Origin of the sequence: Bradyrhizobium diazoefficiens (assembly GCF_016616885.1) — a bacterium.
GTDB classification, from domain to species: Bacteria; Pseudomonadota; Alphaproteobacteria; order Rhizobiales; family Xanthobacteraceae; genus Bradyrhizobium; species Bradyrhizobium diazoefficiens_F.
This window is the reverse complement of the sequence record NZ_CP067102.1, coordinates 8,003,729-8,018,721: the sequence shown is the minus strand read 5'-3', so window position 1 is coordinate 8,018,721 and position 14,993 is coordinate 8,003,729. Positions and strand designations below refer to the sequence as shown.

Sequence of the window (14,993 nt, the reverse complement as noted above, 5' to 3'; positions counted from 1 at the left end):
TCCGATCACAAACACGCTGGCCCCGCACGTCCATGAGGGCAGAAGTCCCTGACATCAAGTCTTGTTACACTTGCGCTCTGCGCGGCAATGGCGGAAGAACGCCCCTAGCATGACTGAGAACTCCAAGGCTTCAAGTCGGCCGACTGTCGCGGACAGCACATTGTCCGCGGCCGTCGAGGTCGATCGCCTCGTCAAGCTCTACAAGCAGACCCGCGCCGTGGACGGCATCTCCTTTACGCTTTCCCGCGGCAGCATCACCGGGCTTTTGGGCGGCAACGGTGCCGGCAAGACCACCACCATCGCGATGATCATGGGGTTGGTGCTGCCGACCTCAGGCCGCGTCCGCGTGCTCGGACATCGGATGCCGGAGCAAAGCGCCGAAGTGCTGGGGCGGATGAATTTCGAGAGCCCTTATGTCGACATGCCGATGCGGCTCACGGTGCGGCAGAACCTCACCATTTTCGGCAAGCTCTATGCGGTCAAAAACCTCGCCGACCGCATCGCAAAGCTGGCCGATGATCTCGATCTCAACGATTTTATCGACCGCGCCAATGGAAAGCTTTCCGCAGGGCAGAAGACCCGCGTCGCGCTGGCGAAGGCGCTGATCAACCAGCCGGAGCTGCTGCTGCTGGACGAGCCGACCGCCTCGCTCGACCCTGACACGGCCGATTGGGTGCGGGCGCATTTGGAGCGCTATCGCAAGGCCAACAACGCCACCATCCTGCTGGCGTCGCACAACATGCTCGAGGTCGAGCGGCTCTGCGACCGCATCATCATCATGAAGCGCGGCCGCGTCGAGGACGATGATACGCCGGACGCTATCATGGCCCGCTACAACCGCACCACGCTGGAGGAGGTGTTTCTGGACGTCGCGCGCGGGCGGACGAATGGGGCCAGGGAGGAGGCGCCGCGATGAGCGAGCTTTCCCTCCACCACGGCATCTCGGTCCAGCGCATCGGCGCGATGATCCTGCGCTACTGGTATCTGTTGATGTCGTCCTGGCCGCGGCTGCTCGAGCTGCTGTACTGGCCGGCGCTCCAGATCATCACCTGGGGCTTTCTTCAGCTCTACATTGCGCAGAACGCTAATTTCTTCGCGCGCGCCGGCGGCACGCTGATTGGCGCCGTCATCCTCTGGGACATCCTGTTCCGCGGCCAGCTCGGTTTCTCCATCTCCTTCCTGGAGGAGATGTGGGCGCGCAACTTCGGCAACCTCATGATGAGCCCGCTGAAGCCGATCGAGTTTCTGCTCTCGTTGATGGTGATGAGCCTGATCCGGCTCGCGATCGGCGTCATCCCGATGACGCTGCTTGCGATTATCTTCTTTCACTTCAATGTTTACAGCCTCGGCCTGCCGCTGATCGCCTTCTTCTGCAATTTGATCTTCACGAGCTGGTCGGTCGGCATCTTGGTCTCGGGTCTGGTCCTGCGGAACGGCCTTGGCGCCGAGAGCATCGTTTGGACGTTGATGTTCGCGATCATGCCGCTCGCCTGCATCTATTATCCGGTCAGCGTGCTGCCCACCTGGCTGCAATATGTCGCCTGGTCGCTGCCGCCGACCTACGTATTCGAAGGCATGCGCGCGCTGCTGATCGAGAACACCTTCCGGACTGATTTGATGCTGGATGCGCTGGCCATCAATGCAGTGCTTCTGGTTGCTTCCTTTTGGGCATTCCTTGCCCTTTTGCGCAGCGCCAGGAAGCACGGCTCGTTGCTCGCGGGCGGTGAATAACCTCACTTTATCGTGGATTCCTGCTGATTTAACCGTCTGCGCCACGTAGATGTACGGAACCATGCATTGACGCAATATTACGCATTCGGCAGTATGCTGCGATGCGAAGAGGGATTTAACGATGCCTATTGGTGAGTTTGGCGGCGCGCCGCCCCTGGCGGCAGAAGGCAGCCCGGTCCTGACCACGCCGATGTACTGGATGTACGAGATGGCGCAGGCCTCCCTCAATCCGGCACGTGCAGTCACCGATGCGACCAAGCTGCTGTTTCAGAATCCGCTGAATCCCTGGGCGCGCACCGAGGTCGGCAAGTCGGTGGCTGCGGCCTGCGAATTGTTCGAGCGCACCACGCGCCGCTACGGCAAGCCGGAATGGGGCCTCGACGACACCGAGGTCAATGGCATTCGCGTCCCCGTCGAGGTCCGCTCGGTCTGGGAAAAACCGTTCTGCCGGCTGCTCTACTTCGATCGCAAATTCGCCCGTCCCCTGCGTAGCCCGCAGCCGCGCGTGCTGATCGTGGCGCCGATGTCCGGCCATTACGCGACGCTGCTTCGCGGCACGGTCGAGGCCTTCCTGCCGGCACATGAGGTCTACATCACCGATTGGGCCGATGCCCGCATGGTGCCGCTCAGCGACGGCCGTTTCGATCTCGACGATTACATCGACTATGTCATCGAGATGCTGCATGTCCTCGGCGGCAACACCCATGTCATGGCGGTTTGCCAGCCCTCCGTGCCCGTCGTCGCCGCCGTCTCGATCATGGAAGCGCGGCGCGATCCGTTCGTGCCGACCTCGATGACGCTGATGGGGGGGCCGATCGACACCCGCCGCAACCCGACCTCGGTGAACAACCTCGCCCAGGAGCGCGGCATCGACTGGTTCCGCAACCACGTCATCACCAAGGTGCCATTCCCGCATCCGGGTATGATGCGCGACGTCTATCCCGGATTCTTGCAGCTGAACGGCTTCATCAGCATGAATCTCGACCGGCACATGGACGCCCACAAGCAGCTCTTCGCCAATCTGGTGAAAGGCGACGGCGATCTCGTCGACAAGCATCGCGAGTTCTATGACGAATATCTCGCGGTCATGGACCTCTCGGCCGAATATTATCTGCAGACCGTCGACACCGTGTTCGTGAAACATTCGCTGCCGAAGGGCGAGATGACCCATCGCGGAACTCGCGTCGATCCTTCCAAGGTGACGCGCGTTGCATTGATGACGGTCGAAGGCGAGAACGACGACATCTCGGGTCTCGGTCAGACCGAAGCAACGCACGGACTGTGCAGCTCGATTCCGGATCATCGCCGCGTTCATTACGTCCAGAAGGGCGTTGGACATTACGGCGTGTTCAACGGCTCGCGCTTCAAGTCGGAAATCGTACCGCGCATCCATGATTTCATGGTCTCGGCTGCGAATCCGAGTTCGTTGCAGGCTCTCGCAGCCGAATAGAGCGTGTTTTCGAGCGAAGTGGACGCCGGTTCGCGTAAAGAAAACGCGTCAAAACCAGAATCTTGAGGCCATTCCGATTTCCATCGGAACGGAAATGGGCTTGAGACGCGTTTTTCGGCTTTCCCGTCGAAAATTAGGCCCTGCCGGGAGGGTCTGGTTCCCGCTAGATTCGAGGTATTTAGGTAGTCTTATAGGAGTGAGTCGCCCCTCACCTCTTGGGGGTGCCACATGCGTCCAGCGGGGGCGAAAAATTGGGGTTCCAACCCCAGTCTGTAGGGTCTCCCGGACGCCCGACCCCTGTATATTGGGCAAATGATTTGTTTTTGCGCCGAGCGCTTTCCGTGGCGGCGGTTATGGCAGAATCCGGGCGAACTCTTGCTCCCCGGACTGACAGACATGGCCACTCGTGCACTCCTTTATCGTCGGCCCCACGAACCAAAGACCCTTGTCATCACCCACGGATCGCAATTCTTTGCGATTCGACTGCGTAGGCACCGCCGAGCGCGCCGTTACACGCTCAGAATTCATCCGAGCGACCGCGAAGCGATCCTCACGATCCCGCCGCGCGGCACGCTCGCCGAAGCAAAAGACTTCGCGCAGCGTCACGGTGCGTGGATCGCGGCTCGTCTTGGTCGTTTGCCGAAGGCTGCACCGTTTCAGCCTGGCACAGTGATACCGCTCCGCGGCGTTCCCCATCGCATCGTGCATCGCGCCGGCGCGCGCGGCACGGTTTGGACCGAAATTCGCGACAGCGGCGAACGCATTGTCTGCGTCGCCGGCGGCCTCGATCACGTCGATCGCCGTGTCAGCGACTTCCTCAAGCGCGAGGCGCGTCGCGATCTGCAGCGCTCAGCCGAGACCCATGCCTGCGAGCTCGGCGTCAAGGTGAAGCGGCTCTCGATCCGCGACCAGTCCAGCCGCTGGGGCTCCTGCACCTCGGCGGGCTCGCTGTCGTTCTCCTGGCGCCTGATCCTAGCGCCGCCCTATGTGCTCGACTATCTCGCCGCGCATGAGGTGGCCCATCTGGTCGAGATGAACCACTCCGCGCGCTTCTGGCGCCTGTGCGGCAAGATCTGCCCGTCGATGGAGCGCGCCAAGAAGTGGCTCGACACGTATGGGAACGATCTGCACCGGTACGGGGTCGAGGATTAGGTTTCGCTGCTCGTCCAGCAAACGCTGTCATCGCCCGCGAAGGCGGGCGATCCAGTGCGCCGCGGCAGTCGTTTCAGATCTCGATGTCTCGGCGTACTGGATTCCCCGTTTTCGCGGGGAATGACAGCGGAGAATGAGGCGAGATCAGCGCGTTTCGTGCGACTCTCGGCCTACGCAACCAAGATTGCGCCAAATCGCCGATTTGCCCCGCCGCATCAACGCCTTCAACCAATCCAGCGCGCATCATGCTGTAAGCCGCCGCCTACTGTGCATGGGGTTGTTTTCGCGTTTTTGTTTGGGGTCACCACGACCTCCGGCCGAAGCTATCGATTTCCGCCAAACAGCCGGTCCATCAGCCAGCCATCAAGCCCCGCGGCAGCCTCCGGTCGCACATTGGCACGCGTCGGCGGTGGGGCACGATAGCCGCCATTGCCGACCGGCGCAGGTGCAGGCCCGGGCGTCCCCGCCTGTGTCGGCGGCGACACCTGCGATGAGATCTGCACGAGGTTCGCCGGACCCCAATTGCTTTGCAAATTCGGCAAGGCTGCCACCTGCACGCCCTCGTGCGCGGCACGCATGAAGCGCGTCCAGACTTCGACCGGCAGGCCACCGCCGGTCGCCTTCTTGGTCGGCGAGTTGTCGTCATTGCCGAGCCAGACGCCGGTAACGAGGTTGGCGGTATAGCCGATGAACCAGGCGTCGCGGTAATCCTGGCTGGTGCCGGTCTTGCCGGCCGCCTGCCAGCCTGGGATCTCGGCCTTCTTCGCGGTGCCGGAGATCAGCGTCTCCCGCATCATCGTGTTCATCATGCCGACATAGCGCGGCTCGATCACCTGGTTGTGCTCGTCCGCCTGGCGCATGTAGAGCAGTTTGCCGTCGAGCGTCCTAATCCGCGTCACCACATGCGGCACGGCTGCGAAGCCGCCATTGGCGAACGGCGCATAGGCGCCGACCAGCTCGACCACAGAGACTTCCGAGGTGCCGAGCGCGATCGAGGCGTTGGGCTCGAGCTTCGAGGAGATGCCGAGCCGGTGGGCGGTGCGCACCACGTTCTTCGGCCCGACCTCGAGGCCGAGGCGGATGGCGACGGTGTTGAGCGACATCGCCAGCGCCTGCGTCAGCGTCACCGCGCCGAAATATTCATGGGTGTAGTTCTCGGGCTTCCAGCCCTTGACCTCGATCGGTGCGTCCTGGCGCACGGTGTCGGGCGTCAGGCCTTGCTCCATGGCCGTCAGATAGACGAACGGCTTGAACGACGAGCCCGGCTGCCGCCTAGCGGTGACCGCGCGGTTATACTGGCTGTCGGAATAGTTCCGGCCGCCCACCATGGCGCGCACCGCGCCGTCGGGCGTCATCGCCACCAGCGCGCCCTGGCTGACATTGAACTTCACGCTCTTGGCCGCGAGCTCGTCGATGACGGCGGCCTCGGCCACGGCCTGGAGTTTTGGATCGATCGTGGTCTCGACCTTGATGCTGTCGTCGATCTGGCCGACGAGGTCGTCCCGCACCTCGCCGATCCAGTCGGCGACGTAGTTCACGGTGCCTGCGCCGACCGGCTTCACATTGTAGGAGGGGTGGCCGATCGAAGCCTGGGCCTGCGCCTCGGTAATGAACTTGGCATCCGCCATCGCCGCGAGCACGATCTGCGCGCGCGCTTCCGCGCCTTCCGGATTGCGGTTCGGGGCGAGGCGCGAGGGCGATTTGACCAGGCCCGCCAGCATCGCGGCCTCTGCGATGGTCACGCTCCTGGCCGGCTTGCCGAAATACTTTTGCGCGGCGGCTTCGACGCCATAGGCGCCGGAGCCGAAATAGACACGGTTGAGATAGAGCTCCAGAATCTCATTCTTGGAATGCTTGCGCTCCAGCCAGATCGCGAGCTCCGCCTCCTGCAGCTTGCGCGCCATGGTGCGTTCCTGGGTCAGGAACAGGTTTTTGGCGAGCTGCTGCGTCAGCGTCGAGCCGCCCTGCGACACGCCGCGATGAAGCACGTTGGTGACGAGTGCGCGCAAGATGCCGACGGGGTCGATGCCGAAATGCGAATAGAAGCGGCGGTCCTCGATCGCGATGAAAGCCTTGGGCAGATAGGGCGGCAGGTCCTTCAGCGACACGTTGGCGCCGGCCATCTCGCCGCGCTGCGCCAGCAGGCTGCCGTCCATGCCGACGATCTGGATCGTCGGCGGGCGTTTTGGAATTTCCAGCGACTGGATCGGCGGCAGGTGGGCGCCGACCCAGATCACGACGCCGATCACGGCGATCACGCCCCACAGGCTCAGCACGGCGCCCCAATAAACGAGGCGGCCGAGGCCCGCGCTGATGGATGATTTCGACCGGCGCTTGGCGCCGCTGCGGCTCGGTTGCGCCTTCCGCTCGCGCGGCGGCTCGTCGTCGGATATTTCGGTCTTGCGCTTGGTGGAGGACTTTTTCGGCTTGTCGTCGCCGCCGCCGGGAACGCGGTCCGCCGCCGTCAGGCGCAGATCGGCAAGCGCTGCGGGCAAGCCGAACAGCGGCTCCTTCCGCCCACCCTTTTTCTTTCCCGACCCCATACGCAAACGCCCGGTCATCCCGCCCCGCCGCACGCTAGCGGTCGCTGTTTAAGGCCCGGTTACCCCGACGTTAACGCGCGATTAGGAGGTGCGGCATTCCCAGGCCGCAGTTCCGCTCATTCCACGGCAGCGCTAGGATCGCGGCCATCAAGGAGAGGGAACCCCACGCATGGGCCACATCGATCCGACCAAGGAAATCTTTGCGCAATTCCGGGACAACGACCGCCCCGGGCCGATCCACATGCTCAATCTGGTGCGGCTGCGCAAGGACGCGGCCTATGCCGACGGCCACAAGGCCAGCGGCGCGGAAGCCTATGCGGCCTATGGTCGCGAAAGCGGCCCGGTGTTCGAACGCCTCGGCGGCCGCATCGTCTGGCAGGGTCGGTTCGAGCTGATGCTGATCGGCCCGCAGGAGGAGCGCTGGGATCACTGCTTCATCGCCGAATACCCAAGCGTCGCCGCCTTCGTCGAGATGATACGCGACCCCGTCTATCGCGAGGCAGTCAAGCATCGCCAGGCCGCGGTGGAGGATTCGCGCCTGATCCGGCACGCGGTGTTGCCGGTGGGGAAGAGCTTTGGGGAGATACCGACGTAGGCGCCCCCAGACAAAATCGGCGGCCCGCAGGCCGCCGATTGCATTTCAGAATTCAACCACTAGCCCGCCGGGCCTGCGTCCTCCAGGATCGGTCCGAACAGCTCCCAGCGCTCGCCGTTGAACTTCATCATCTGAAGCTGCTTGTTGACGCGGTAGTCGGTCGCCGAGGTGTTGGCCTTGATGCCGGGCAGCACGACGTCGGTGGCGACGTCCTTCAGTGAAGCGGCCTGCTTCATGACGTTCTCGCGGGTCAGGTCGTCACTGCACTGCTTCAGCACGTGGACCAGGAGCTGGGCGGTGCCGTAGCCATAGGTATTGAAGTTCGAATCCTTGTCGCCGTCCGGATAGTACTTGGCCATGAAGTCGAAATACTTCTTCAGACCGGCGTCGTCCTTCCAGGTCGGATCCAGCGGCTCCTTGCCGTAATTGACGCTGATCAGGCCCTTGGCGGCATCGAGGCCAGCCGGCTTCAGCACCGCGCCGACCGAGGTGGCGTTGATGTCGACGATCTGCACCGGATGCCAGCCCATCTCGGCGATCTTCTTGATCGCCTGCGCGGCCTGCTTCGGCGTGGTGGCGCTGAAGAATAGGTCTGCACCGGCGTCCTTGATCTTGAGGATCTGCGAGTCGACTGTGGGATCGGACACCTCGTAGGACGCTTCGGTCACGATCATCTTGGCGGCCTTGTCGCCGAGGCCGGCCTTGATGCCGTTCAGATAGTCCTTGCCGAGGTCGTCGTTCTGATAGAGCACGCCGATCTTCGCGTTCGGATGCTCCTTCAGAATGTACTGGCCGTAGATGCGGCCCTCGACGAAGTAATTCGGATTGTAGCCCATGGTCCACGGGAAGTTCTTCGGGTCGGTGAACCTCGAGGCGCCGGTGGCCGCGAACAGCTGCGGCACCTTCTTGGAATTGAGATATTTCTGGACGGCCGCGTTCACGGGCGTGCCGATGATCTGGAACGTCAGCAGCACCTCGTCGCTCTCGACGAGCTTGCGAATCTGCTCCACGGCTTTCGGTGGCGAATAGGCGTCGTCATACTGGATCAGATTGATCTTGCGACCATTGATGCCGCCCTGGTCGTTGATCATCTTGAAATAGGCGGCCTGGGTCTTGCCGATCGACGAATAGGCCGACGCCGGTCCTGAAAACGGCATGGTCTGTCCGACCTTGATCTCGGTGTCGGTCGCGCCCGGATCATATTTCTTCTGGGCATTGGCCGCTGAGACCGACAGCGCCAGGGTCAGCGCCGTTGCCGTGGCCAGATGCAAAATTCCATTCCTCATTCGCAATTTCCTCAGTCTGTTATCGCCAATGGTCTCCCGGGCGCACTGTGCGTCCGGTGCCATCGCTGAGGGCGAGTGTGGAGGAGGCGTTGCTGCTACGCAAGGTGGGGAGGTGGTGGCCGTTCGTAGGGTGCAAATTTGTAGGGTGGGTTAGCCTTGCGGCCGCGCGAAGCGCAGTCCGCTGGGCGTAACCCACCACTTTTGTTGCCGCGGATGCCAAAGGGGTGGGTTACGCTGACGCTAACCCATCCTACGCAGTCGCTAACCCGCCGGTCCGTTGTCCTCGATGATCGGGCCAAACAGCTCCCAGCGCTCGCCGTTGAACTTCATCATCTGCATCTGCTTGTTGACGCGGTAGTCGTTCGGCCCGGTGTTGATCTTGATACCGGGCAGCGCGAAGCTCGGCGTGAAGTCCTTGATGTTGGCGACCTGCTTCATCACGTTCTCTCGCGACAGGTCGTCGCCGCATTGCTTCAGCACCTGCGTCAGCAGCTCGGCCACCGAATAGGCGTAGGTGTTGACGGTGTTGAGCTTGTCGCCTTCGGGGAAATATTTGTCCATGAAGGCGAAGAAGGCCTTCACGCCCGGATCGTCCTTCCACTGCGGATCACCCGGCTCCTTGCCATACTGCGTCGAGATGATGCCCTTGGAGATGTCGAGACCGGCCGGCTTCAGTGTCGCCGAGATCGGGCTCGCATTGATGTCGAGGATATGCACCGGCGTCCAGCCGAGCTCGGCGACCTTCTTGATCGCCTGCGCCGCGAACTTCGGTGTCGAGGCATCGTAGAAAAGATCGGCGCCCAACGACTTCAGCTTGACCACCTGCGAATCCACCGTCGGATCGGTGACCTCGTAGGAGACCTCGCCGACGATCATGCCGGCGGCCTTGTCGCCGAGGCCGCTCTTCAGACCGGCGAGATAGTCACGGCCCATGTCGTCGTTCTGGTAGAGCACGCCGATCTTGGCGTTGGGATGCTCCTTCAGAATGTACTTGGCGTAGATCCGTCCCTCGGACACGTAGTTGGGATTATACGCGATGGTCCACGGATAGTTTTGCGGATCGTTGAAGCGCGCAGCGCCGGTCGACGCGAGGAGCTGCGGGATCTTCTTGCCGTTGAGATATTTCTGCACGGCGGCGTTCGCCGCGGTGCCGATGATCTGAAAGGTGAACAGCACTTCGTCGCCTTCGACGAGCTTGCGCACCTGCTCGACGGTCTTCGGCGGCGAATAGGCGTCGTCATACTGGATCAGGTTGATCTTGCGGCCGTTGATGCCGCCCTGATCGTTGATCATCTTGAAGTAAGCGGCCTGTGTCTTGCCGATATTGGCGTAGACGGAATAGGCGCCGGAGAACGGCACGGTCTGGCCGATCTTGATCTCGGTGTCGCTCGCGCCGGTGTCGTATTTCTTCTGGGCGAGGGCTTGACCTACGAAGACTTGGCTGACGGAGAACGCGAAGGCGAGCGCTGCCGTGGCAGCCAGATAGGCTCTGCGAGTCTTCATGTTGGGTTGTTCCTCCTGACGGAATTTTCCGGTCGACGGTCTTTTCCCGTTGCTTGCAACGGTCGCCATCGCTGCCGAAGAGTGTGGAGGAACGCGAGGGGCCGCGCAAGGATCGCGGCGCTGCGCCGTAGCGTCTCAGGCTAAGGTCTTAGGCCAAGAAGCTCAGGCCAGGAACAGCGCAGCCAGCGTAATCGCCGCCGGTAGTGCCTGCACGATCAGGATGCGCGTACTGACGGTCGCCGCACCATAGGCGCCGGCAACGATCACGCAGAGCAGGAAGAACACCTTGATCTGGAATGCGAAGGCCGGATTGCCGTGGACGAGACCCCAGATCAGGCCGGCGACGAGGAAGCCGTTATAGAGGCCCTGATTGGCGGCCAGCACTTTCGTGATCTCGGCCTTCTCGGGCGTATTGCGGAAAACCTTCAAGCCCTGCGGCTTGTCCCAGAGGAACATCTCAAGGATCAGGAAGTAAGCGTGCAGTGCGGCGACAAGTGCCACCAGGATATTGGCGATGAGAATCAAGTTGAGCCCCCAAAGCGTCAGCTTTCGGGTGGACGGTAGCATGGCCGGCATGGAAAGTGCGAAGCGTGTTTCGATGCAAGGTGTCGTAAATGGCTGCTCGACCAACCAGGACTCCTGAACGTTTCGGCCTCGATCGCCTGGCGACGCCGATCGGGATCGCGTTGCTCGTCACCGATGCCGACGGCGCGTTGCGCGCGCTCGACTGGGACGATTACGAGCACCGCATGCGCGAACTTCTGCGTTTGCATCACGGCGCGGTCGATCTGGTTGATCGGCCTGCGCCGACGGCGATGAAGGTGGCGCTGTCGGCTTACTTCGAGGGTGATCTCGGTCAGCTCGCGCGAATCGAATGGCGCATCGCCGGCACACCGTTCCAGCAGAAGGTTTGGACGGCGCTTGCGAAAATCCCTGTCGGCACCACGATGAGCTACGGCGCGCTCGCCGCAAAGATCGACATGCCGAAAGCCATTCGCGCCGTCGGCCATGCCAACGGCTCCAACCCGATCAGCGTGGTGCTGCCGTGCCATCGGCTGATCGGCGCCGATGGCTCGCTGGTGAAATATGGCGGTGGCCTGGAGCGTAAGCGCTGGCTGCTGCGGCATGAGGGCGTAGAGGTTTAGGCTCCGCTCACGCCGCCGGCTGAACCGCCTTGTCGCCGGCCATCACATGGGTCAACGCGCTCTTGATCGCGGCCTGGCGGGTCGGCGCGTTGATTTGCGCGCCGAGCAGGTCGGTGACGTAGAACACGTCGCGGGCACGCTCGCCGAAGGTCGCGACATGGGCCGAGGCGATGTTGAGGTTGAGCTTGGAGATTGCGGTGGTCAGCTCGTAGAGCAGGCCGGGGCGGTCGAGGCCTGACACCTCGATCACGGTGTAGCGGTCGGACCATTGGTTGTTGATGGTCACCTCCGGCTCGATCACGAAGGGACGTGCCTTGCTGCGCACGGTGCGCCGCGCCACCACTTCGGGCAGGCGCAGCTTGCCTTCCAGCACGTCCTCGATCATCTCGCCGATGCGCGTGGCGCGCCGGCCCTCGTCCTCGTCGCGGTCGTATTCCCGCGAGATCGAGATCGTGTCCAGCGCGCGGCCGTCGGTGGTGGTGTAGATCTGGGCGTCGACGATGTTGGCGCCGGCCGAAGCGCAGGCGCCGGCGATGATCGACAGCAGCCAGGGATGATCAGCGGCGAAGATCGTCAGCTCCGTGACGCCGCGCACCTCGTCGAAGCCGACATTGATCGCGAGCTTGTGGCCGGCCTGCTCGCTGGAGCGGACGAAGCGGGCATGGCGAATTTTGCGCGGCAGCTCGACCTTGAGCCAATAGGCCGGATAATGGCGGCCGACATAGGCATCGAGCTCGTCCGCCGGCCATTCAGCGAAGGCGTGCCGGAATTCGGCGTAAGCGGCCGTGAGGCGCTTGCCGCGGTCGACCTCCGAGAAGCCGCCGGTCAGCACCGGTTCGGTCTCGTAATAAAGCGAGCGCAGAAGCTGCGCCTTCCAGCCGTTCCACACACCCGGACCAACACCGCGGATATCGGCGGTGGTCAGGATCGTGAGCAGCTTCATCTGCTCGACCGACTGCACCACGGCGGCGAAATTCTCGATCGTCTTGCGGTCGGAGAGATCGCGCGACTGCGCGACCGTGGACATCGTGAGATGCTCCTCGATCAGCCAGGCCACGAGCTCGGTGTCGGCCGCGCTGAAGCCGAGCCGTGGGCAGAGCCGGCGCGCCACCTTGGCGCCTGCGATCGAATGATCCTCGGGCCGGCCCTTGGCGATGTCGTGCAGCAGCGTCGTGATGTAGATCACCGAACGATGCTCGGGTCGGATCTTGCGCATCAGGTCGCTGGCAAGCGTGAACTCCTCGATGCCGCCGCGCTCGATGTCCTGGAGAAAGCCGACGCAGCGGATCAGATGCTCGTCGACGGTGTAGTGATGATACATGTTGAACTGCATCATCGAGACGATCTTGCCGAAGGCGCGGATGAAATGGCCGAGCACGCCGGTCTCGTTCATTCGCCGCAGCACGATCTCGGCGTTGTCGGAGGTCAGGATCTCCATGAACAGCCGGTTGGCCTCGGGATTCTCGCGCATCTGCGCGTTGATCAGGCCGAGCGAGCGCGTCACGTCGCGCATCGCGTCCGGGTGGAAGGCGAGGTTGTTCTTCTGCGCCAGGCGGAAGATGCGGATCAGATTGACCGGATCGTGCTTGAAGACGTCGGGTGCGGCGACGTTGATGCGGTTATTGTCGACAATGAAGTCGTCGCTGTCAGGGACGCGCCGCTTCACCGGCGTAGGGCGAAGCCGCGCCATCATCCGGCTCAGCACCGGTGCAGGCTTGGCCTGCTGGTCCTCGAGCTTAGCGCAAAGGATGGCGGTGAGGTTGCCGACTTCCTTGGCGACCAGGAAGTAGTGCTTCATGAAGCGCTCGACGTCCTGCATGCCGGGATGCGAGGTATAGCCGAGCCGGACCGCGATCTCGCGCTGGAGATCGAAGGAGAGGCGCTCTTCGGCGCGGCCGGAGTAGAAATGCAGGTTGCAGCGCACTGACCAGAGAAAGTCGGCGCAGCGCCGGAACGTGCGGTATTCCTGCGCGTCGAACACGCCGCGCTCGGCGAGCTCGTCGGTATCGCGGACGCGATAGACGTATTTTGCGATCCAGAACAGCGTGTGCAGGTCGCGAAGCGCGCCCTTGCCGTCCTTGACGTTGGGCTCGACCAGATAGCGCGACTGGCCGCCACGGCGATGCCGCTCCTCGCGCTCGGCGAGTTTTGCGGTGACGAATTCGGACGCGGTGCCCTGCACCACTTCCTTGTCGAAGCGGGCGACCAGCTCGTCGTAGAGCGGCTGGTCGCCGGTGAGGAAGCGCGTCTCCAGGATCGCGGTGCGAATGGTCATGTCGCCGCGCGCTTGCCGGATCGATTCATCGACCGAGCGCGTGGCGTGGCCGACCTTCAGCCCCATGTCCCAGAGACAATAGAGAATGGCTTCGGCGACCTGCTCGCCCCAGGCAGTCTGCTTGTAGGGAAGGATGAACAAGAGATCGATGTCGGACTCGGGGGCCATCAGGCCGCGGCCATAGCCGCCGGTTGCCACCACCGCCATGCGTTCCGCGCCGCTCGGAATCGGGGAGCGGTAGAGATGACGGGTCGCGGCCGAATAGAGGATGCGGATGATCTCGTCCTGCACATGGCACAGCCGCTCGGCGCAGCGGCGGCCATGGCGGTCCTTCAGCAGGATTGCCTGCGCTGCGGCGCGCGCGGCAATCAGCTCGGCCTTGAGCAGTTGCGCGGTCGCGGTGCGGAACGTGTCCTCGCGGCCCTGATGCTTTTCGGCAAGCGCATCGACCGCGGCGGTGATCCGCGCGGTGTCGAAGCGATCATCCACCTGTGGCTTGTGCTCGGTCGCAACGCTGTCCATGTCTCACCGGATATAAGAGGTGACAGGCGCTGTCACCCGCCATTGTTCAAATGAGCCGTGGACGGGCCCGGTTGGCCGCATTGGGCATCCGCGAGCGTCGCCTCGGCGCTACCATAACGTAATGACTTTCTTAACTTTTTGAGCCCTCGCCCGGGCTGCTCATGGCAGCATCCATTAATCGGAGGCTGACACCAAACGGATCGCCTTCTATACCCGCTTGTCAGGTAATGACGTGCCGGGAGGGATCAAGAATGGACGCCGCAGAACTGCGCCAGATGCAGGCCCCGATCAAGGAACGCTACAAGACCGATCCCACGACCGCGATGATCACGCTGAAGGCCAAGGGCTCGACCGACAGCGAAGGCATCGCTTGCAAGGTCGAGACCGGCCGCGCGATCGCGATGGCTGGCCTGCATCCGGCCACCGGCGGCTCCGGCCTCGAGCTCTGCTCCGGCGACATGCTGCTGGAAGCGTTGGTCGCCTGTGCCGGCGTTACGCTGAAATCGGTCGCGACTGCGATCGAGGTGCCGCTCAAGACCGGCAACGTCTACGCCGAGGGTGATCTCGATTTTCGCGGCACGCTCGGCATCGACAAGGAGACCCCGGTCGGCTTCGCCGAGATCCGCCTGCGCTTTGAAGTGGACACCGATGCGCCGCAGGACAAGCTCGATCTGCTGCTGAAGCTCACCGAGCGCTATTGCGTGGTCTATCAGACCATCAAGAACGGTCCGAAGGTTTCGGTGTCGATGCAGCGGATGTAGCTGCCACCTTCCCCGTTGAGGGGAAGGCAA

At 62.9% G+C, this 14,993-nt stretch carries 12 protein-coding genes; 7 read left to right on the top strand and 5 right to left on the bottom strand.

Features of this window, described 5'->3' with window-relative positions; genetic code table 11:
• Positions 1–109 precede the first annotated feature (109 nt).
• From JJC00_RS37420 to JJC00_RS37405, 4 genes are all read left to right on the top strand, one after another.
• Positions 110–916, top strand: a complete 807-nt coding sequence (locus tag JJC00_RS37420) for an ABC transporter ATP-binding protein (protein WP_200470706.1) — start codon at positions 110–112, stop codon at positions 914–916.
• Positions 913–1,731: an ABC transporter permease gene (locus JJC00_RS37415; RefSeq protein WP_200470705.1), complete on the top strand. Its 819-nt coding sequence runs from the start codon at positions 913–915 to the stop codon at positions 1,729–1,731. Before JJC00_RS37420 ends, JJC00_RS37415 begins: the two co-directional genes overlap by 4 nt.
• Before the next feature lie 121 nt (positions 1,732–1,852).
• A complete protein-coding gene (locus tag JJC00_RS37410; protein WP_200470704.1) occupies positions 1,853–3,181 on the top strand; it encodes a polyhydroxyalkanoate depolymerase in 1,329 nt (442 codons plus the stop codon).
• A gap of 312 nt (positions 3,182–3,493) precedes the next feature.
• Entirely contained in the window at positions 3,494–4,333 is an 840-nt protein-coding gene (locus JJC00_RS37405) for a M48 family metallopeptidase (RefSeq protein WP_200470703.1), read from the top strand.
• Between the two features lie 323 nt (positions 4,334–4,656).
• Here JJC00_RS37405 and JJC00_RS37400 read toward each other — a convergent pair whose 3' ends face one another.
• On the bottom strand, positions 4,657–6,876 hold the full coding sequence (locus tag JJC00_RS37400; RefSeq protein ID WP_200474365.1) for a transglycosylase domain-containing protein: 2,220 nt from the start codon (positions 6,874–6,876) through the stop codon (positions 4,657–4,659).
• A gap of 169 nt (positions 6,877–7,045) precedes the next feature.
• Between JJC00_RS37400 and JJC00_RS37395 the strand changes: the two genes are divergently transcribed.
• Positions 7,046–7,471 (top strand): DUF1330 domain-containing protein, encoded by a 426-nt coding sequence (locus JJC00_RS37395; RefSeq protein ID WP_200470702.1) that lies wholly within the window; start codon positions 7,046–7,048, stop codon positions 7,469–7,471.
• Between the two features lie 59 nt (positions 7,472–7,530).
• Here the strand turns inward: JJC00_RS37395 and JJC00_RS37390 are convergent, their stop codons facing one another.
• The 3 genes from JJC00_RS37390 to JJC00_RS37380 all read right to left on the bottom strand — a co-directional run bounded on the left by JJC00_RS37390 (position 7,531) and on the right by JJC00_RS37380 (position 10,827).
• The gene (locus tag JJC00_RS37390; protein ID WP_200470701.1) at positions 7,531–8,757 is read right to left on the bottom strand and encodes an ABC transporter substrate-binding protein; all 1,227 of its coding nucleotides are present in this window, start codon (positions 8,755–8,757) and stop codon (positions 7,531–7,533) included.
• A gap of 261 nt (positions 8,758–9,018) precedes the next feature.
• The gene (locus tag JJC00_RS37385; RefSeq protein WP_200470700.1) at positions 9,019–10,260 is read right to left on the bottom strand and encodes an ABC transporter substrate-binding protein; all 1,242 of its coding nucleotides are present in this window, start codon (positions 10,258–10,260) and stop codon (positions 9,019–9,021) included.
• A 162-nt stretch (positions 10,261–10,422) separates the two neighbouring features.
• On the bottom strand, positions 10,423–10,827 hold the full coding sequence (locus JJC00_RS37380) for a DUF1304 domain-containing protein (protein ID WP_246774321.1): 405 nt from the start codon (positions 10,825–10,827) through the stop codon (positions 10,423–10,425).
• A 47-nt stretch (positions 10,828–10,874) separates the two neighbouring features.
• On the opposite strand from JJC00_RS37380, the gene JJC00_RS37375 reads away from it, so the two are divergent.
• The gene (locus JJC00_RS37375) at positions 10,875–11,405 is read left to right on the top strand and encodes a methylated-DNA--[protein]-cysteine S-methyltransferase (protein WP_200470698.1); all 531 of its coding nucleotides are present in this window, start codon (positions 10,875–10,877) and stop codon (positions 11,403–11,405) included.
• A gap of 7 nt (positions 11,406–11,412) precedes the next feature.
• Here JJC00_RS37375 and JJC00_RS37370 read toward each other — a convergent pair whose 3' ends face one another.
• Complete coding sequence (locus JJC00_RS37370) at positions 11,413–14,202, bottom strand: [protein-PII] uridylyltransferase (protein ID WP_200470697.1); 2,790 nt, start codon at positions 14,200–14,202, stop codon at positions 11,413–11,415.
• Between the two features lie 251 nt (positions 14,203–14,453).
• On the opposite strand from JJC00_RS37370, the gene JJC00_RS37365 reads away from it, so the two are divergent.
• Positions 14,454–14,963: an OsmC family protein gene (locus JJC00_RS37365; RefSeq protein WP_200470696.1), complete on the top strand. Its 510-nt coding sequence runs from the start codon at positions 14,454–14,456 to the stop codon at positions 14,961–14,963.
• The last annotated feature ends 30 nt before the right edge of the window (positions 14,964–14,993 follow it).

Excerpts from the sequence above, each read along its gene's own strand:
- JJC00_RS37420 (WP_200470706.1), top strand. The coding sequence starts at position 110 with ATGACTGAGAACTCCAAGGCTTCAAGTCGGCCGACTGTCGCGGACAGC.
- JJC00_RS37415 (WP_200470705.1), top strand. The coding sequence starts at position 913 with ATGAGCGAGCTTTCCCTCCACCACGGCATCTCGGTCCAGCGCATCGGC.
- JJC00_RS37410 (WP_200470704.1), top strand. The coding sequence starts at position 1,853 with ATGCCTATTGGTGAGTTTGGCGGCGCGCCGCCCCTGGCGGCAGAAGGC.
- JJC00_RS37405 (WP_200470703.1), top strand. The coding sequence starts at position 3,494 with ATGATTTGTTTTTGCGCCGAGCGCTTTCCGTGGCGGCGGTTATGGCAG.
- JJC00_RS37400 (WP_200474365.1), bottom strand. The coding sequence starts at position 6,876 with ATGGGGTCGGGAAAGAAAAAGGGTGGGCGGAAGGAGCCGCTGTTCGGC.
- JJC00_RS37395 (WP_200470702.1), top strand. The coding sequence starts at position 7,046 with ATGGGCCACATCGATCCGACCAAGGAAATCTTTGCGCAATTCCGGGAC.
- JJC00_RS37390 (WP_200470701.1), bottom strand. The coding sequence starts at position 8,757 with ATGAGGAATGGAATTTTGCATCTGGCCACGGCAACGGCGCTGACCCTG.
- JJC00_RS37385 (WP_200470700.1), bottom strand. The coding sequence starts at position 10,260 with ATGAAGACTCGCAGAGCCTATCTGGCTGCCACGGCAGCGCTCGCCTTC.
- JJC00_RS37380 (WP_246774321.1), bottom strand. The coding sequence starts at position 10,827 with ATGCTACCGTCCACCCGAAAGCTGACGCTTTGGGGGCTCAACTTGATT.
- JJC00_RS37375 (WP_200470698.1), top strand. The coding sequence starts at position 10,875 with ATGGCTGCTCGACCAACCAGGACTCCTGAACGTTTCGGCCTCGATCGC.
- JJC00_RS37370 (WP_200470697.1), bottom strand. The coding sequence starts at position 14,202 with ATGGACAGCGTTGCGACCGAGCACAAGCCACAGGTGGATGATCGCTTC.
- JJC00_RS37365 (WP_200470696.1), top strand. The coding sequence starts at position 14,454 with ATGGACGCCGCAGAACTGCGCCAGATGCAGGCCCCGATCAAGGAACGC.